Raw genomic sequence first — 17,302 nt, forward strand, 5'->3', positions numbered from 1 at the left:
ACGCGAACGCGCCGACTTTTTTCGTTTTGGTGATTTTCAACTTATGTATCCCCCTGTCTATGTGCGGTGATCGATTACGTGTTCATCATAATGAATGAGCCGAGGGTATGCCCATACTAATATTGCAACATTTATGATACTAATAAAGGATATTAAAAAGTGAATACGGATGTTGGATTTGTGCAACGGCCCGCCTAGAACGAAACGCAGACGAGCCGCGCGCGCCGATCTTTTCCTTTTTCCGAAACGCGTCCTATCTTAATTGCTCGTATACTTCACCCAATCGTATTCGGCATGCAGCGGATTGGCGCCGTTATACGATCCGAGCCAAGAGTCCACTCCGATTCCGTTCCAGATGTTCATCATGATCTTGCCCGGCGTTTTCGGAATATTGCTCGTCGCCGTATGTTTGAGCACGCCGTCGACGTACCATTTGATCGACCCGGCCTGCCAATCGAACGCGTAAGTATGGAACCCTTGCGAAGCATCGAAGCCGAGATCGACGATTTTCTCGTGGCCGCCGACGCCGTTCGTATAATAATTGAATTGGACTTTGGTGGTGTCTTTGCCCAAGAATTCGATATCGATCTCGTCCCATTGGGTGCCGTCGGAAGGACCGGTATAGGTGAAGAACGAAGACACGATGCCCGTGTTTTTGGCCGGCTTCATGCTGACTTCGTACAAGCCGTAGCCGTATTTGTTCGTCGACCGGTATTCGCCGCCGTCGAACTTGTTGTTCGAAGGGCTGGTCAGACTGAGCCGCAGCTTGCCGTCGTTCGTGAAATTGACATTGTTCGCCCGCCAGGTGCAGTTGAACATCGAACCGTTGGAATAACCGTCCGCTTTCTGCCAAGTACTCGGATTATGATACGTCAGCGGTTCCCAGAATGTCCACCCGGCAAACGCGTTAACCGAAAGCAATAACGAAAGACATGCCGAAGCCATGAACGCCAATCCTGTTTTCTTTTTCATCGTGCACCTCCGAAATGGATATCAACCTAAAATAAAACGCTTACATAGGCTGTGTTTCCATATTATAAGGAGTATGTTCCGCGAACCATAACAAGGTTGCAAGAAACGTATTCATTTTCGAACATGCGCAAAAAAGCCTCTCCCCGAAAAATACCGGGAAAAGGCCTCCGCTGCGTTCCGGCTGCATTTGTCTTCCGTTTACCAGCCGGAACGCTCGCGCAGCGTCGCGATCTGCGCCGTATGATGCTGTCCGTGCCACACGTAATGCGAAGCCTGCGTATCCAGACGCGTCCACTGGCCCGATTCGGGATGATAGAATTTCCGCTCCCACTGTTCGGGCGTCAGCGATTCGTACAGGAAAGCCCACCGTGCATGGAGTCCGCGCAGGATCAGCAACGAAGCGCCTACCGCCATCCCCGAAGCATCCGGTTCTGTCGCCCAATCGCCTTCGGCGTAAGGTTTGATCGTAGGCCCTTCTTCGGTCAGAGTAAGCTTGAGACGGATATAGGCGTTCATATGGCTGTCCGCCAGATGATGCACGACCTGTCTGACCGTCCAGCCTCCGTCGCGATACGGCGTGTCCAACTGCTCTTCGCTCAGGCCTTCGATCGCCGCTTCCAGCCGGTCCGGCAGGCGGCGGATCTCTTCGATCCAGGCTTCGCGCTGCTCCGGAGTCGATTCGGCCGCGTCCGCGGGCCGTCCGATCGGATAACGCAGGCGTTCGAGTTCATTGTCGTCGTGAATAGATTCGGTCATGGATAGGTCCCCTTTCGCATAGCGAAGCTTCGGGCCGTAATCGTTCGGTCGTCGAACGAGCGGCTGCTTGTCTTCGATTGTATGCGGATGCGGCGAAGAGCGCAACCGCTGCGCAAGTTTCATAAGAATAAACGCATCGCTTTGTTATACAGCGGATTGACGATATATCCGTTCGGATCGATAGCGTATCTCCGGTTGCGATCGAGCGCGTCGATCGTCCGCATATCCGACTCGTTGAGAGCGAACCCGAAAATATCGAAGTTTTCGCGAATGCGCCGCGGGTTCGCGGATTTGGGAATCGTGACGGTTCCGCGCTGCATATGCCAGCGGAGGATGATTTGCGCGACCGTTTTGCCGTGTTGCTCCGCGATCTTTCGAAGCCGCGGATGGCGGAGCAATTCCGGATTGCCTTGTCCCAGCGGTGCCCATGCCTCATGCAGAATACCGTGAGCGTCCATGAACGAACGGATGTCTTGGCGCGCGTATTCGGGATGCGTTTCGATCTGATTCAGCATCGGCAGGACCCGCGCGCCTTCCATCAGGCGTTCGAGCTGAGCTTGGCCGAAATTCGCCGTGCCGATCACCCGCACCTTCCCTTCTTCGTACAGCTCTTCCAAGGCCCGCCATGCTTCCGGGTATCCGGGAGCGGCGAAATGGATCAGATACATATCGAGATAATCGGTTCCCAGCTTCTTCAATGTACGCTCGAACGCTTTTTTCGCCGAAACGTACCCCAGATCCGTGTTCCAGATTTTCGAAGTCAGAAAAAACTCCCGGCGATCGAGCCCGCTGCGGCGAACGGCTTCGCCGAGGTCGCGTTCGTTTCCGTAAATGCGCGCCGTATCGAAATGCCGATATCCGGTTCGGATCGCTTCGTCTACCGCTTGCGCGAGCTGCTCTTTCCGATCGAGTTTGTACACGCCGAAGCCGAGAAGCGGAATATCGACGCCGTTGCGCGCTTGTACCGAAGGCGAATTCATAAAGATCGCTCCATTCTAATTAAAATAGATATTAATTTTATTTAGTTATAGCCAAAAAGAAAACCGGACGGCTTCCCGGCATTCAACCCAGAAGCTCGTTCAGTTTTACTTTTCCCAACGAATCGCGCATCGCGGTCTCCGCCTGCTCCAGACTTTCCGTCAGCTTGCGCTTTACCGTATCGGTCGCTTCGCCGCTCAAAGCGACGTCGGTATGCACTTTGAACAGCGCTTTGCCGGATTCCACGGCGTCGAATACGTCCAACAAAGTCGTGTGCTCCGGCGGCTTCGCGGGCAGAATGCCGCCTTTCGCGCCTTCTTTGGTACGAATCAAGCCGGCATCGGCCAGACTTCGCAGCACTTTGACGGTCGTCGGCGCGGGAATATTGAGCTGTTCGGAGATCAGGCGCGTCGATAAATAATCGGAACAGCCGTCCGCGACCAGCCCGTGCACATAGATCAAAATCGCGGTCGCTTGCGATAATGCGGTCGAATAGGCCATCTGCTTCATCCTCTTTTTCATTCTTCTTATACTATATATCCATTATATTTAGTTCGCAACTTGAAAATGCCCGGCTCGGCAAATAGCACCGAACCGGACGTCCGCTTTTGGAATTTGCGTATATTTTAGATCATTTTCGTCGGATCGACGTAACGGTCGAATTCTTCTTCCGTCAGCAGGCCGGTCGCCAGCGCCGCTTCTTTGAGCGACGTGCCTTCGGCATGCGCTTTTTTGGCGATCTTCGCCGCGTTCTCGTAGCCGATATGCGGGTTGAGCGACGTGACGAGCATCAGCGAGTTGCGCAGATTATGATCGATCTTGTCGAGATTCGCTTCGATGCCCACCGCGCACTTGTCGTTGAACGCGATGATCGAATCGGCCAACAGATTGACGGATTGCAGGAAATTGTAGATCAAGACCGGCTTGAACACGTTCAGTTCGAAGTTGCCCTGACTTGCGGCGAATCCGATCGTCGTATCGTTGCCGAACACCTGCGCGACGACCATCGTGATCGCTTCGGGCTGCGTCGGATTGACTTTGCCCGGCATGATCGAGCTGCCCGGTTCGTTCTCCGGAATCCGGATCTCGCCGAGGCCGCTGCGCGGACCGCTCGCCAGCCAGCGCACGTCGTTGGCGATCTTCATCAGATCGGCCGCCAAGCCTTTGATCGCGCCGTGCGTGTAGACCGTCTCGTCGTGGCTGGTCAGCGCATGGAACTTGTTTTTGGCGGACGTGAACTTCGACACCGTGAACTGCGAGATATAAGCGGCCGCCCGGTCGCCGAATTCCGGATGCGCGTTGATGCCCGTACCGACGGCCGTGCCGCCGATCGCCAGCTCTTTCATATGCTGCACGCTCTCTTTGATCATATTGCCGCTTTTCTCCAGCATCGCCGACCAGCCGCTGATCTCTTGGCCGAGCGTCAGCGGAGTCGCGTCCATCAGGTGCGTGCGGCCGATCTTGATCACGTCTTTGAACGCTTCGACTTTCTCGTCGAACGTCGCTTTGAGCACGGCGATCGCCGGCAGCAGCTTCTCTTCGACGGCGAGAACGCCGGCGACGTGCAGCGCGGTCGGGAACGTGTCGTTCGAACTCTGCGACATGTTCACGTGGTCGTTCGGATGCAGGCGTTCGCCTTCGATGCCTTTCTCTTCGAGCAGTTGGTTGCCGCGGTACGCGATGACTTCGTTCACGTTCATGTTGGACTGCGTGCCGCTCCCCGTCTGCCAGACCACGAGCGGGAACTGGTCGTCGAGCAGGCCTTCGAGAATCTCGTCGGCCGCTTGAGCGATCGCTCCTGCGCGGTGTTCCGACAATTTGCCCAGATCCTTATTGGCGAGCGCCGCCGATTTTTTCAGAACGGCGAAGGCGCGAATGACTTCGGAAGGCATTTTCTCCTGGCCGATCGGAAAGTTTTCTTTGCTGCGCTGCGTTTGCGCCCCCCACATCTTGTCGGCAGGCACTTTCATTTCCCCTAGCGTGTCTTTTTCGATCCGGTAATCCAAAATCCGTCTCCTCCTTCGTCGCGATCACAAAATGAATACGCCGCGCGCGTTTCGAACGTTCGCATGGCGTCGGTCAGACGGAACGCTGTCGGCGTCGTCTCACACTCTGATTCTAATTGTAGCGTTTTCAATAGTCAAAAGGATAGGGCAGAAGCCAAAGTTTTTAAGGAAATTGCGAATTCGGTTGTCTCGGCGGGCGAGACGGTCTATAATCGGGAACATTAACGTTCGTTGGGAGGGCTTCAGATGACGGATATTCATGCACCTTCGGCTTCCGATCAAGATCGGCTGCTGAAGGCTCGCCTGCTGGAACAGTTGACGATCGAAGCTTGGCCGCCCGTCGTTCGGGAGCCTCTGGACGGCTGGATGCTGCGGGCATCGGCGGGAGTGAGCCGGCGCGGCAACAGCGTGTGGACGGCCGCTCCTTTCCCGGTTCTCGGCGCCGAAGATAACGACTGGCTGGAACGAGCCGAAGCTTTCGCCGCGCGTCACGGCATCTCTTCCTGCTTCTACGTCAGCGAGACGTCGCCGGACGGATTGGATACTTTGTTGGACGCCGCCGGCTATCGGCTGGCGGAACCCTGCTACCTGATGGCCGGATCGGCGGAACTCGCGCTTCGGCTCATGAGCGAAAGGCCGACGAACGCCGCGAATGCCGAAATGCGGATCCATCTGCCGGAAGCCGAAGACCGGCAGGTCAACGCGGCATGGATGCAAGATTTTCTTGCGTTCAAAAAGATGTCGGCCGAGCAAGGAGAGGCTTACGCGGCGATCTTCGGCGGGATCGCGGCGCAGCATACGTTTGCCCGAATATCGATAGCGGGCGAGACGGCTGCGCTCGCTACCGCGGTCGCTCAAGGCCGGTATGCTTACGTCAGCAACTTGATGGTCGCGCCGCAGTTCCGCAGACGCGGATTGGCCGCTTCGATGATGACCAAGCTGATTCGTTGGGCCGCCGATCGCGGAGCGGAAGAGCTGTATTTTCAGGTGCTTCAAGACAATCGCCCGGCTATCGCGTTATACGAGCAGCTCGGCTTCGAGATCGTGGCCCGGCATCATTACCGGGTGCGCTGATCGACGAAACGGCGGCTCCTGCGCGGAGCATTCGCTGGTCGCTTATTGCGAAAAAAGGAGCTTCCGCTAAGGAAGCTCCTTTTTCGTATCCGTGGCTCAGTCCTGCCGAATCTTCAGCTCCCGCGGACCTTCCGCCGCCTCCGCTGCGAGCAGCGTCAGCAGTTCGGTCAGACTCGCGATCTCGTAAGTCGGCCGGACTCCGCTGCGGTTCTCCGCATGCTCCGGATTGTACCAGCAGGTATCGATTCCGTAAGCCGATCCGCCGCGGATATCCGAAGACAACGAGTCGCCGACGATCAGCACTTGAGATTTGTCTTCGCAGCCGATCTGGCGCAGCGCGTAATCGAAGATCTCCGGCGCGGGTTTGGCGAAACCGACGTCGTCGGACACGATGATGTGGTCGAAATGGTCTTTCAACTCCGAACCGCCGATCCGAGAATATTGCACGTCGCGAATGCCGTTCGTGATGATCGACAGATCGAAACGCGGCTTCAGCGCGTCGCATACCGCCAGAGCGTCGGACGTCAGGAAAGAACCGGCAGCGAAATGCCGAAGGTACAGCGCGCCGAAATCCTCCGGGTCCTGCCCGATGCCGAGCTGCGCGAACATGCGGCGGAAACGTTCGCCGCGCAGCTCGGTTTGCGTAATCTTGTTCTGCTCGTAGTCCAGCCAGAGGGCGCGGTTGATCGCCGAGTAGCAGGTCAAGCAGTCGTCGTAAGCCAGGTCGATGCCGGCTTCGTTCAGCGCTCCCGCGAGCGCTTCGCGTTCGCAGCGCCGAAAATCGAGCAGCGTATCGTCGGCATCGAATAACAGATAGCGATAAGCGGTCATGTTGTCGTTTTCCCTTCTTCCTGCGAAACTTCCGGTACGGCGGGCAGGCACCAATCGATCTCGGGCAGACCTTTCGATCGCAAAAAATCATTGGTGCGCGAGAACGGCCGGCTGCCGAAAAATCCGCGATCGGCCGAACGCGGACTCGGATGCGCCGATTTGATGATCAGGTGCCGCTCCGCGTCGATAAACGAACCTTTTTCCTGCGCGCTGCGTCCCCATAAAATAAACACGGCCGGCGTCTGCCGTTCGTTGATCGCGGCGATCGCCGCATCCGTGAACGTCTCCCAACCCATGCCTTGATGCGAAGCGGCCGCTCCCCGGCGCACGGTCAATACATTGTTGAGCAGCAGCACGCCCTGCTTGGCCCAATGCTCCAGAAATCCGTGCCGGACCGGCGCGCAGCCCAGATCGTCTTGCAGTTCGCGATAGATATTTTCCAGCGACGGCGGCACGCTGATGCCGGGCTGTACCGAGAAGCTGAGGCCGTGCGCCTGACGAGGCCCGTGATACGGGTCCTGCCCCAGAATGACCACCCGCGTATCCGCGAAAGAGGTCAGATGAAACGCGCTGAAAATACGATACATGTCCGGGTAGACGGTGCGCGAACGGTATTCGTCCGCCAGCTTGCTCCGCAGTTCTTGGTAATAAGGCTTCTGCATCTCGGGATGCAGGATATCCGCCCAATCGTTGTCGAAAATCGGTTTCATCGCATTCGTATCCTTTCCCGAAAAAATCTGTCGTCGATTGCCGGCGCGGCCGGCTTACTCCGCGATAATCTCCGAGCCGCAATAATCGCACGACGCCGAAGTGCCCGCGCGCAGCGTTTTGCGCGATCCGCACGATCGGCAGACGGCTTCCGTAAGCACACCCGAAGCCGGACGCGCGGGTTCCGAGCGGCCGGAACCGCGGAAATCGTCTCTGATCGTACGGCCGGCGTCGGCGTCGCGGTGCGGATCGTAAGGTTCGCGGTAAGAGTCGTAAGGTTCGCCGTTCGTTCGCCGGCCCGGATCGGGCGGCGCAAAGCCGGTATCCCGCCGCCGATCCGGCTCGCCGTAACGTTCGGAGTCTCTGTAGTCCGAGAATGCCGGATCATGCGTCCCGCCTTCTCCGAAGCGGCGATCGTATTCGCGATCGGAGCGGGCGTATTCTTGGCGCCGTTTTCTGCGGTTGCCCGCGCGCACCAGCAGCGAACCGACCGCGATCACGATCGCGGCCGGTACGTAGAATGCGATACTCGCGTACAGCACGTTCTCCGCCATCGTATAACCGTCGGTCTGAATTAACATGAGCAGCACGCCGAATGCCGCCCACAAAGCCGCTACGACGTTCAAGATCACGCCTATGACTTTCATTGTCATCCCTCCCGCTTGCTGAATTCCATGTATACAAGGTCGCATACCGCTTGTTCGTTGTCAAAGACTTTTGCCCGAAAAAAACGAAAAGCCCCGTTCGCCGAAGCGAAGAGGCCTTAGGTTACGCAGCAGATATCGAACGTTAAGCGACGGTCAACACGGCGCGGCTGCCGAACGGATCGAGCGCCGACGGACCTTCCGGCGTCTCGGACACTTCGAATCCCGCTTCTTGCAGCGCGGCGACGGCTTTGCTCCGTTCTTCCGCGTTCGGATAAACGAGCGTGAAATACTGCAAGCCGACCGCATCGGCCGGAGCCGCGGGAGCGCCGACGCCCGCCCAAGTGTTGAGTCCCATATGGTGATGATAGCCGCCGGCCGAGACGAACAGCGCGGCGTTTCCGAAATGCAGCACGACGTCGAAACCGAGACCGTCCACGTAGAACTTGCGGGCATCCGGCAGATTGCCGACATGCAGATGGACGTGTCCGATCACCGTGCCGGCAGGCAGTCCTTTCCACTCGCCCGCCAGCTTCAGCAGCGAATCGACGTCTACCGGATCGGTCGCCATCACGTATTCGCCTTTGGCGTCCGTCTGCCACTGCGAACGCGGACGGTCCGCATAGATCTCGATACCGTTGCCGTCCGGATCGTTCATGTAGAAAGCTTCGCTGACCAGATGATCCCCTTGTCCGATCTCCATTCCCGTACGGGCCAAGTGCAGCAGCGTCGTACCCAGCGCTTCGCGGCTCGGCAGCAGGATCGCGAAGTGGTACAGTCCCGTCACGCTCTGCGGACGCAGGATGCGCGCGTTCGGGGTTTCTTCGATGCCGAGCAGCACGCCGCTGCCTTCGACGCCGAATTCCGCGCGGCCTTCGCTTTGCGACAGCAGTTCGAGTCCGATGATTTCCGTATAAAAAGCGATCGAGCGTTCCAATTGGCTGACTTTCAATTGTACGCGGCCCATATGGGCTTCAGGATGAATACGATAAGCGGTCATGTATATTGCCTCCCGTTTTTAGTTATATCGTCATTTGTTTAGTTTGAGTAATGTTCTTTATGAATACATAATAATATAGCTTGTGAGAAAAGTAAAGTATGTGATTAAAAGAAAATTAGCGCATAAAAAAAGCCCGCGAACCGCTTTAACCAAGCGAATTCGAGAGCTTCTTGATCGATTCGAGATCCGGCTATCGCGAAGATGCCGGTTTATGCAGCGCCAAGCGCCATTCGGTCAAAACCGAAGACCCGCATGACGCGCGAGGAATTCCATCGCTTTGCGGTTCTGCCCGTCGGAGACCCAGTGTCCGTCGAACGGATAGACTTGCATCTCTTTTTCCGAAGCGATCCGGTTGTACGCCGCATAGACCGTCTCCGGCATGCAGCAAGGATCTTTGAGCCCGCAGGAGACCATGATCGGAATCTTGATGCGCGGCGCGAGATTCAGATTGTCGAAGTAGCTGAGCGTCTTCAGCACGGCGCCCAAATGTTCGGGATGGCGGCTGACGAAATCGGCGGCTTCGGACAGCGAACTGTTGGAATTCAAGATGCCGAAGTCCATATGGCACATATTCGGAATATGCGCGACCGAAGCTTTGGGTACGCTGCTGAGCGCGGCGACGATCATCGCCAGTCCGCCGCCTTGACTGCCGCCGATCACGAGCACGCGATCTTGATCGGTCTCCGGCTGCGCCGCCGCCCATTCGGCCGCGCGGATCGCGTCGACCGTGATCGCGCGGTAATAGGCCGTCTCCGCGTCCAGAATGCCGGGCGTCAACCAGCCTCGGACCGCGCCGTAGTTCTGCTCCAGCCGGTTGCCGGTGTCGCCGCCTTGACCGCGCACGTCGACGGACAGCACGGCGAATCCCATCAGAATATAATGGGCGAAATGTTCCGGCATCCCTTTGCTGCCCGTATAGCCGTGATAATGGACGATGCACGGAAATTTGGCGTCTTGTCCCGCTTCCGTTTTCGGCGTCAAATACCAAGCATGCAGCGGCGTATCGTCCGCTCCTTCGTAGGTCGTCAAGTAGACGTTCATGCCGCTCATCGGCGTGCCGACGGCTTCGCGCCGCCCGTTTAACGGCCGGCCCGCGTACTCGTCCAACGTTCGCGCCCAGAATTCGTCCAGATCGGCTTCCGCCGTCTGGGACGGGTTATACCGTTCCAGATCTTGAATTCGCGCCTCGATTGCATTGGTCATGGCTGCTCTTGTTCTCCTTTGTTTCGCCTTACTCGATTTCCTGCTGCATCAGGGCCCGATAAAGACGTTCGTTCTCTTCATCGTAGCAGACGAAAGCGATTTCTTCCAGAAACGTTTCGACGGAATCGTCCGTTTGTCCTCGAAGAAATTCCGACACGGCTTGCCACGCAACCTCGGCCGCTTCCTCTTTCGGATACCCGTAGATGCCGGTCGAGATATTGGGAAAAGCGATCCGGCGCGCTCCAGCCGTCCGCGCTTCCTGCATCGAGCGAACGTAACAGCTCTCGAGCAGCTCGCGTTCTCCGCTCTGTCCGCCGCGATACACCGGACCTACCGTATGCACGACGAACTTCGCCGGAAGCTTGCCCGCCGTCGTGACCACGGCATCGCCCGTGTCGCATCCGCCCTGCCGATCGCGGATCTTGCGGCATTCCGCCAAAATCTCGGGGCCGCCCGCGCGATGGATCGCGCCGTCCACGCCGCCTCCGCCGAGCAGCGAAGAATTGGCCGCGTTCACGATCGCGTCCGTCTCGTATTTCGTGATGTCGCCGCGCACGATTTTGATCGTCGTTCCGTTCACGGTTCGTTCCATCTGTTTGTCCTCCTCGGCTTCGCCGTATTCGCTACGCTTTCTTTTTACCCGAAAATCACAGGTTACGATGTCGGTCGAATCCTTCGAATTTCGTTCCCATGAAACGCAGCGTTCCGGTATCGCCTTCCGCCGTCAAACCGTACAGCTCGCTCGGCACTTCGAATTCTTTGCGTTCTCCGCCTTCCAGTTCGAAAGTCAGATAATAAGTCGTCCGAATACGGGTTTCGCCGCCTCCGCGCATTTCTTCGCGTTTGCCGAATACTCGCGCCGCTGTCGCGGAGTGCCCTGCCGCTTCATTGTTTCTTTTCTCCCTAGCCGATTTGACGATGGCCCAGACGATCACGAAAATAACGACGGCAAAAATCAGCAGAATGATTAGAAAAAACGGAATCGTAAACCACAAAGGGTCGCCTCCAAAAAAACTGCCTACATCCATTCGATTCTCTCCTTTTTATGTTTTCACATCCCATTAACGCGCCGGATCGTATAAAGTTTCGAATCGAAATCGGCCGCGAACGAACAAAACCCTTCGGCAGACAGGCGTCCACGAAGGGTTCGTTCAGAAAATAGGCAAGCCGGAAAGCCGATCAGTTTACGGTCTTGGCCGCTTCGATCGCCGCTTCCACGTTGGCCAGCGTCGGGTTGTCGACTTTCTTGTCGTTGACGAAGATCGTTGGCGTACCCGTGATCTTGCTGTCGTCGCCCGCTTTGACGTCGGCGTCCACGGCAGCTTGATACGTTTTGTCTTTGAGATCTTTGGTAAACTTCTCGATATCGGCGTCCGGCACGCTTTCTTTGACCAGATTCACGATATAGTCTTCCGTGATCCAGCTTTCGCGGACCTTATTGGTATCCTGTTTGGCGTAAACGGCTTTGTAATAAGGCCAGAAATACTCGGGATTTTGTTCGTACAGCGCTTGTCCGCCCAACGCCAGCAGTTTGGAGTCGTCGGCGAGGAACGGATAATCCGCGAATTGGAACGAAGCTTCGTTCGTGTCCAGATATTTCGTCTGAAGTTCCGGCAGCACCGTTTCCGACCAGATTTTGCAATCCGGGCATTTGAAATCGCCGAACTCGACGATCTTGATGTCCGAATCGGCTTTGCCCAGCGTCGGCTGTTTCGACGAATCGTAGCTCGTCAGCACCAGCGGCTGCGCGGAAGCGGCAGGCGTCGCTTGTTTCTCGCCGACTTTGGTCAGCACGAAGATCAATACCGCCAGCACCACGATCAGACCGACGAACCCGAGCGCGATGGCGCCCAGATTGTTTTTGTTGCGTTTGGAGCCCGAAGTCCACTGCGAAGCCGCCGAACTCGGATTTTGCGGTTTCGGCGCGCCTCCCGTATTTTTTTTGACGGACTGCTGCGGCTTGCCGTTTTTCGGCGCCGGCTTTTTGTTTTTGCTCATTCTTTTTCCCCTTATCCTTAAGTTTGCCTGTCTGCACCCCGACCGCGTTCGGCCGCTGGCGGACAGACCCGACTGCTTTTGATTATATCGAGTTTCGAGGCCATGATTCAAGCTTGCAAGCATGTCCGGCAAAAAAATGTGTCAAACGCATTCCGGCGGGGGAAAATAATAGATGCGGGGATTTTGCGCTTATACGCGTAATTTCCTAGGGCGTGTACGCAAACTTCGAAGGAAGCAGATTTAGACGAATTTTCGTTCTCAACAAGGAAGGGTTCCGAAGGCGTGCCGGGGCACGTCAAGGGGCACTGACGCCGTGGAGGGCGAAAAGGCGGCTAAAGATGCACGTCGTTAAGTTTGCGTACACGGCCTAATCGATACAAGGAGGAATTGACGTGAAATTTTTCTTGGACACCGGTAATCTGGATGAAATCAAGCGGATCGTTCGTTTGGGCTTGGTAGACGGCGTGACGACAAACCCTTCGCTGATCGCGAAAGAAGGTCGCCAATTTCAGGACGTGATCAAGGAAATCACGGCAATCGTTCCCGGTCCCGTGAGCGCCGAAGTGGTCTCGCTCAAAGGCGACGACATGATCGCCGAAGCGCTGGAGATCGCGCAGTGGGCGCCTAACGTCGTCATTAAGCTTCCGATGACGGAAGAAGGCCTGTATGCCTGCAACCAGTTGAGCCAAAAAGGCATCCGAACCAACGTGACGCTGATCTTCTCCGCGGCGCAAGGCCTGATGGCCGCCAAAGCGGGCGCGACGTATATCAGCCCGTTCATCGGCCGTCTCGACGACATCGGCTTGGACGGCATGGAGCTGATCTCCGATCTGCGTCAGATTCTCGATACGTACGGTCTCAAAGCCGAGATCATCGCGGCCAGCATCCGCAATATCGGCCATGTGCAGCAGGCGGCGCTCGCCGGCGCGCATATCGCGACCATCCCGGGTTCGATCCTGCCGAAGCTGTGGGCGCATCCGCTGACGGACAAAGGCATCGACCAGTTCCTCAAAGACTGGGAAACGGTACCGAAAGCCGCCGAAGCCGTCAAAGAAAAAGCGGATACCAAATCTTAAAACCGACGCGCGGAAATCCGAACGCCGAACGGTCCTCCCTTTGCGGGGAGGACCTTTTTTTTGCCGTCGGCGATGCCCGGCTTACGAAGTTTGTCGGGAAACGCGCGTTTCTTCGGATTGCGCGGCCGGGAGCTTGCGCTTTTTGCGAGGCTGCCCTGTCCAACTCCAGTACGTCCAGATCCGCAGCAGCTTCTCCACGGGGCCCGTGCGGAACTTCTTGAGATACAGCGGGCTGAGCCAGAGTTGAACCGCGTAGACGGCCAGCACGATCGCCGTGCCGACGAATACGCCCGCCCGGCCGAACAATCCCAAGCCGTATCCGTAGAAGATCGTCGTACAGATTACGGTCTGCATCAAATAGTTCGTCAGCGACAGTTTGCCGACCGCTTCGAACCTTGCCGTGAGCGAAAAATCGCGAATCCGCGGATAGGCCAGCGCGAACGCGTAGATGTAACCCAAAGCCAGCAGCGAACCGCCGATCGTCGAGCCGAGTGCCGCTCCGGGGATATGCGCCGCGCCCATCTGAGGAGCCAATACGCTGAATGTTTTGGTCAGCAAACCTACGGGAATCAAGACCGCGGCCCTGCGCATATACAGCCTGCGGGAAGCCCGAGGATCGTCGAACGTTCCCGTTCTGGCGGCTCTCATGCCGAGCAGGAACATAGGCGCGATCAGCAGCGGCGCAAGCAGGCCTCCGAGCGCCAACAACCAACCTTCTCCTTCGTCGAACGGGTCGGCGTTGTTGCGGAAGTCTTTGATCTCGGCATAAGTGCCGCTGCCGTAGACATCCCGGCTCTGCATCACGTAAGCTTTCGTATGTTCCGATTCGCCGAATGCGGGCACGCCCGGTTCGTCCGGCACGAAGCCGAGAGCGCCGGTCGCGATCATCAGCACGACGGCCCAGACCAACTGCGTTTTCGGTTTGCGGTTCAGGAACAGCAGCAGGAAAAATCCGGTCATTCCGTAAAAAGTCAGAATGTCGCCTTCCCATAAAAACGTCGCATGCAGCATCCCCAAAATAAACAGCAGCAGAAAGCGGCGGGCCAGATGCCATTTGGGTCTCAGTTCGCGCGCTCGGAGACTGTCCGCCGATTTCGCCATGCCGAATCCGAACATGAACGCGAAGATGGGCATAAAGCTTCCGACTACCGCGATAAACAGAAACGAATGAAACGCAAGATCCGCTCCCGAGATGCCGAACCATTCGGGATGGTTTTCTCCGAAGCTTCCGTATTGGAAAATCAGCATGTTCGCCACGATGATTCCCGATAAGCTGAATCCCCTTAACGCGTCGATCAGGGTTACTCTTTTGTTGGTATTCATTCCTCAATCACCTCTGCGTTCAGCTTAACGCTCCGCTTTGAAGAACCGCTAAACGCCGCCTTAACATTCGCTTAACTCTCCGGGAAAAGAGATTTTTCCGTTTAACGCGTGTTAAGGTTTGTCTGGTACACTGTCGGAAACCGCTAAAGCCGACTTATCCCTATTTGCAAGGAGGAACCCGAGATGTACCCCACCCGAATTCTGATCGTCGACGACGAAAAAGCCATCGTGCAGATGATCGAGATCGCGCTGCGCAAAGAAGGTTTTCAACATCTGTATTCGGCAGGCACCGCCGCGGAAGGGATGGAACTGCTGCGCGCCAACGGAGCGGACGTCATTCTGCTGGACGTGATGCTGCCCGACCGGACAGGCTTCGAATTAGGCCCGCAAATCCGCGCGTTATCCGACGCTCATCTGATTTATTTGACGGCGCGCACGACCGATCTCGACCGTCTGACCGGATTTGCCGTCGGCGGCGACGATTACGTCACCAAGCCGTTCAATCCGCTGGAGATCGCGGCGCGGATCAAAGCCAGACTGCGCAGGGACGGCGCCGAGCCGATCGCTTCGCCCGCCGCTCCCGCTTTCTCCGATGCCCGGCGCCGTTACGATTTCGGCGGCTTCGTGCTGGACGAACGCGCAGGCGAGTTAAGCGTGGAGGGAACCCCCGTGCCCTGCCCCGCTCAGGCGTATCAACTGCTGCTGTTTTTATGCCGCAATCCCGATATCGTCTTCTCCAAATCGCAGCTCTACGAAGAGGTATGGGGATTCGACGGGATGAGCGACGACAACACCGTCATGGTCCATATCCGCAAGATCCGGGAAAGGATCGAACCCGACCCGAGCAATCCGCGCTACCTGCTGACGATTCGCGGGCTCGGCTATAAGCTGGTACGGGTGAACCGTTCATGAAGCATCCTCCCGAAGCCAAAACCCGACGGATCGCCGGAAGGCTCGGCCTGCATTTTACGGCCCAATTTTTCGCGATCTGGGTATCCGTGCTGATCACGGTATTCGTGTCGGTGTTCGCCTTGTTTTATTTTACGGCCAGAGATCAGATCCGAAGCGATCTTCCGGACGAAGTACTCAGTTCTTTGTCGTTGGAAGCGGTCATCGATCCGGACGGCGCGGACCTGCCGGATACATGGAAAGACCAACTGAAAGATATGGGATATTGGCTGCAAATCGTAAACCGGCAAGGCAGCGTCGTCTATTCGGCTAACGCGCCCAATGAAGTGCCCGGTCGTTATTCGGCGGTCGACCTGCTGCGGATCGACAGCACGGGACAATGGGACGAATACGACGTAGCGACGCTGTACGAAGAATTCGACGGCGTAAGCAGTCTCTATCTGCTCGGACGGCTCGATCAGAACCGCAAAGTGCTGGAACGATGGTTCGGGCAATATGCGGACGAAGGAAAGATCCGGACTCCGGACGGCTTGCGCGCGCTGGACGCCGAAGTCCGACAGAGACAAGGTTCGCTGCGCGTTTTGGATTCGAACGGTCGGATCGTTCAGAGCGCGGGAACAGACGGCGGCGTTCAGAATTACGGAGCGCTGGATCTGGTCGCCAACCGTTTCGAACCGGCCAAGTCGAAGATCAAATATTCTTCTTTCTACGACGAAACGACCGGGTACACTTGGCTGCTCGAAACGCCCCGTACCGATGCCGCGCAGCCCGAACAGCCTCTTCTTCGGACCGTGATCCTCGTGTCCGCCGTCGTAGGCGCGGTTATCCTGCTGCTGGCGTTAGGCCTCGCGGCTTGGCACGGCTACCGCTACGGCGGCCCGCTGCTGCTGTTTATCCGAGGCTTCGAACGAATGGGCCGCGGCGAATACGAGCAGGTCTTCACCGAGAAAGAACAGCGGCGGATTTTCCGCAAAAACGGACGTTTTCGCGCCCGCTACAAATTGTACCGCGAGGTGATCGACGGATTTTCGGATATGGCGGATCGGCTGGCCGAAGCCCGGAACGAACGTCTTCGGCTGGAGCGTTCGCGCGAAGAGTGGATGGCCGGCATTTCTCACGATCTGCGTACGCCGCTTTCGGCCGTTCAAGGTTACGGGCATCTGCTTGAAAGCGGGCAGTTCCGCTGGAGCGAGCAGGAACTTCTGGAGATGGGTGCGACGATCCGCGAGAAAAGCAGCTATATGCTGGAACTGCTGCAGGACTTCTCGCTGACGTTCGAACTCAAAAACCATACGCCCGGCGAACGGCTCGAACCGATGGAACTTAACGAATTCGTGCGGCGGGCCGTACTTCGCTACGTCAACGATCCCGCTTGGTCCGACGTCTCGTTCGAATTCGAAGAGAACGGCGCGCCGATCCGGATCATGGCGAACGCCAAATGGTTCCAGCGGCTGCTGGACAATCTGATCTCCAACGCGGTGAAACATAACGGAGCGGGTACCGCTATCTCGATCGAGGTGCGGCGCGAAGAAGGCAGCGCCGTAGTGACCGTGCGCGACGACGGCGTAGGCATGGACGAACAGACCCAAGCCCGTTTGTTCGACCGTTATTACCGCGGCACCAGCACCGACGAGAACGTCGACGGTTCCGGGCTCGGCATGAGCATCGCGCACGCGGTCGTTACGGCGCATCTCGGAACGATCGCCGTACGATCGAGTCCGGGAAACGGAACGGTGATCGCGTTGAAGTTCCCCGCTTTGTGACAGAAAGCGGCGGAACGCTTTGCGCGGTTTCCGTTCCCGTGCCCGAAGCGGAACGCTCGAG

The 17,302-nt window shown here is 57.2% G+C and carries 18 protein-coding genes; 4 read left to right on the plus strand and 14 right to left on the minus strand.

What is annotated here, in order from left to right:
- Positions 1–258: 258 nt before the first annotated feature.
- From bglS to fumC, 5 genes are all read right to left on the minus strand, one after another.
- Complete coding sequence (bglS, locus tag CDO73_RS22930; RefSeq protein WP_088490849.1) at positions 259–972, minus strand: beta-glucanase; 714 nt, start codon at positions 970–972, stop codon at positions 259–261.
- Positions 973–1,170: 198 nt separating this feature from the next.
- The gene (locus tag CDO73_RS22935; protein WP_088491034.1) at positions 1,171–1,728 is read right to left on the minus strand and encodes a YfiT family bacillithiol transferase; all 558 of its coding nucleotides are present in this window, start codon (positions 1,726–1,728) and stop codon (positions 1,171–1,173) included.
- A 119-nt stretch (positions 1,729–1,847) separates the two neighbouring features.
- Positions 1,848–2,708, minus strand: a complete 861-nt coding sequence (locus tag CDO73_RS22940; RefSeq protein ID WP_088490850.1) for an aldo/keto reductase — start codon at positions 2,706–2,708, stop codon at positions 1,848–1,850.
- A gap of 82 nt (positions 2,709–2,790) precedes the next feature.
- On the minus strand, positions 2,791–3,207 hold the full coding sequence (locus tag CDO73_RS22945; RefSeq protein ID WP_179218806.1) for an RrF2 family transcriptional regulator: 417 nt from the start codon (positions 3,205–3,207) through the stop codon (positions 2,791–2,793).
- A gap of 125 nt (positions 3,208–3,332) precedes the next feature.
- Positions 3,333–4,712, minus strand: coding sequence for a class II fumarate hydratase (fumC, locus tag CDO73_RS22950; protein WP_088490852.1), 1,380 nt, complete (start codon positions 4,710–4,712; stop codon positions 3,333–3,335).
- 246 nt (positions 4,713–4,958) lie between these two features.
- Here fumC and CDO73_RS22955 point away from each other — a divergent pair, with 246 nt between their 5' ends.
- Positions 4,959–5,786, plus strand: coding sequence for a GNAT family N-acetyltransferase (locus CDO73_RS22955; RefSeq protein WP_088490853.1), 828 nt, complete (start codon positions 4,959–4,961; stop codon positions 5,784–5,786).
- Between the two features lie 96 nt (positions 5,787–5,882).
- On the opposite strand, the gene CDO73_RS22960 is transcribed toward CDO73_RS22955, so the two are convergent.
- The 8 genes from CDO73_RS22960 to CDO73_RS22995 all read right to left on the minus strand — a co-directional run bounded on the left by CDO73_RS22960 (position 5,883) and on the right by CDO73_RS22995 (position 12,170).
- Entirely contained in the window at positions 5,883–6,617 is a 735-nt protein-coding gene (locus tag CDO73_RS22960) for a YjjG family noncanonical pyrimidine nucleotidase (RefSeq protein ID WP_088490854.1), read from the minus strand.
- Positions 6,614–7,327, minus strand: coding sequence for a uracil-DNA glycosylase (locus CDO73_RS22965; protein WP_088490855.1), 714 nt, complete (start codon positions 7,325–7,327; stop codon positions 6,614–6,616). The genes CDO73_RS22960 and CDO73_RS22965 overlap by 4 nt, the downstream gene beginning before the upstream one ends.
- Before the next feature lie 54 nt (positions 7,328–7,381).
- Positions 7,382–7,972, minus strand: coding sequence for a phage holin family protein (locus tag CDO73_RS22970; RefSeq protein ID WP_088490856.1), 591 nt, complete (start codon positions 7,970–7,972; stop codon positions 7,382–7,384).
- 142 nt (positions 7,973–8,114) lie between these two features.
- Positions 8,115–8,969: a VOC family protein gene (locus CDO73_RS22975; RefSeq protein ID WP_088490857.1), complete on the minus strand. Its 855-nt coding sequence runs from the start codon at positions 8,967–8,969 to the stop codon at positions 8,115–8,117.
- 234 nt (positions 8,970–9,203) lie between these two features.
- Positions 9,204–10,172, minus strand: a complete 969-nt coding sequence (locus tag CDO73_RS22980; RefSeq protein ID WP_088490858.1) for an acetylxylan esterase — start codon at positions 10,170–10,172, stop codon at positions 9,204–9,206.
- 28 nt (positions 10,173–10,200) lie between these two features.
- On the minus strand, positions 10,201–10,764 hold the full coding sequence (locus CDO73_RS22985; RefSeq protein WP_088490859.1) for an O-acetyl-ADP-ribose deacetylase: 564 nt from the start codon (positions 10,762–10,764) through the stop codon (positions 10,201–10,203).
- 55 nt (positions 10,765–10,819) lie between these two features.
- Positions 10,820–11,167 (minus strand): DUF2500 domain-containing protein, encoded by a 348-nt coding sequence (locus tag CDO73_RS22990; protein ID WP_179218807.1) that lies wholly within the window; start codon positions 11,165–11,167, stop codon positions 10,820–10,822.
- A 184-nt stretch (positions 11,168–11,351) separates the two neighbouring features.
- Complete coding sequence (locus CDO73_RS22995) at positions 11,352–12,170, minus strand: DsbA family protein (RefSeq protein WP_179218808.1); 819 nt, start codon at positions 12,168–12,170, stop codon at positions 11,352–11,354.
- Positions 12,171–12,562: 392 nt separating this feature from the next.
- Between CDO73_RS22995 and fsa the strand changes: the two genes are divergently transcribed.
- Positions 12,563–13,246, plus strand: coding sequence for a fructose-6-phosphate aldolase (gene fsa, locus CDO73_RS23000; RefSeq protein WP_088490862.1), 684 nt, complete (start codon positions 12,563–12,565; stop codon positions 13,244–13,246).
- Positions 13,247–13,327: 81 nt separating this feature from the next.
- Here the strand turns inward: fsa and CDO73_RS23005 are convergent, their stop codons facing one another.
- Positions 13,328–14,569 (minus strand): DUF418 domain-containing protein, encoded by a 1,242-nt coding sequence (locus tag CDO73_RS23005; RefSeq protein WP_088490863.1) that lies wholly within the window; start codon positions 14,567–14,569, stop codon positions 13,328–13,330.
- A gap of 183 nt (positions 14,570–14,752) precedes the next feature.
- Here CDO73_RS23005 and CDO73_RS23010 point away from each other — a divergent pair, with 183 nt between their 5' ends.
- Positions 14,753–15,481: a response regulator transcription factor gene (locus CDO73_RS23010; protein ID WP_088490864.1), complete on the plus strand. Its 729-nt coding sequence runs from the start codon at positions 14,753–14,755 to the stop codon at positions 15,479–15,481.
- A complete protein-coding gene (locus CDO73_RS23015; protein ID WP_088490865.1) occupies positions 15,478–17,241 on the plus strand; it encodes a sensor histidine kinase in 1,764 nt (587 codons plus the stop codon). Before CDO73_RS23010 ends, CDO73_RS23015 begins: the two co-directional genes overlap by 4 nt.
- Positions 17,242–17,302 lie beyond the last annotated feature (61 nt).

It is taken from the genome of Saccharibacillus sp. O23, from assembly GCF_002205895.1.
In the GTDB taxonomy this organism is placed as follows: Bacteria; Bacillota; Bacilli; order Paenibacillales; family Paenibacillaceae; genus Saccharibacillus.

Bases quoted from the DNA above. Each gene is read 5' to 3' on its own strand.
- CDO73_RS22965 (WP_088490855.1), bottom strand. From the start codon at position 7,327: ATGAAACCGATTTTCGACAACGATTGGGCGGATATCCTGCATCCCGAG.
- CDO73_RS22995 (WP_179218808.1), bottom strand. From the start codon at position 12,170: ATGAGCAAAAACAAAAAGCCGGCGCCGAAAAACGGCAAGCCGCAGCAG.
- bglS (WP_088490849.1), bottom strand. From the start codon at position 972: ATGAAAAAGAAAACAGGATTGGCGTTCATGGCTTCGGCATGTCTTTCG.
- CDO73_RS22955 (WP_088490853.1), top strand. From the start codon at position 4,959: ATGACGGATATTCATGCACCTTCGGCTTCCGATCAAGATCGGCTGCTG.
- CDO73_RS22940 (WP_088490850.1), bottom strand. From the start codon at position 2,708: ATGAATTCGCCTTCGGTACAAGCGCGCAACGGCGTCGATATTCCGCTT.
- CDO73_RS23010 (WP_088490864.1), top strand. From the start codon at position 14,753: ATGTACCCCACCCGAATTCTGATCGTCGACGACGAAAAAGCCATCGTG.
- CDO73_RS23005 (WP_088490863.1), bottom strand. From the start codon at position 14,569: ATGAATACCAACAAAAGAGTAACCCTGATCGACGCGTTAAGGGGATTC.
- CDO73_RS22970 (WP_088490856.1), bottom strand. From the start codon at position 7,972: ATGAAAGTCATAGGCGTGATCTTGAACGTCGTAGCGGCTTTGTGGGCG.
- CDO73_RS23015 (WP_088490865.1), top strand. From the start codon at position 15,478: ATGAAGCATCCTCCCGAAGCCAAAACCCGACGGATCGCCGGAAGGCTC.
- CDO73_RS22945 (WP_179218806.1), bottom strand. From the start codon at position 3,207: ATGGCCTATTCGACCGCATTATCGCAAGCGACCGCGATTTTGATCTAT.
- CDO73_RS22935 (WP_088491034.1), bottom strand. From the start codon at position 1,728: ATGACCGAATCTATTCACGACGACAATGAACTCGAACGCCTGCGTTAT.
- CDO73_RS22960 (WP_088490854.1), bottom strand. From the start codon at position 6,617: ATGACCGCTTATCGCTATCTGTTATTCGATGCCGACGATACGCTGCTC.
- CDO73_RS22985 (WP_088490859.1), bottom strand. From the start codon at position 10,764: ATGGAACGAACCGTGAACGGAACGACGATCAAAATCGTGCGCGGCGAC.
- CDO73_RS22980 (WP_088490858.1), bottom strand. From the start codon at position 10,172: ATGACCAATGCAATCGAGGCGCGAATTCAAGATCTGGAACGGTATAAC.
- CDO73_RS22975 (WP_088490857.1), bottom strand. From the start codon at position 8,969: ATGACCGCTTATCGTATTCATCCTGAAGCCCATATGGGCCGCGTACAA.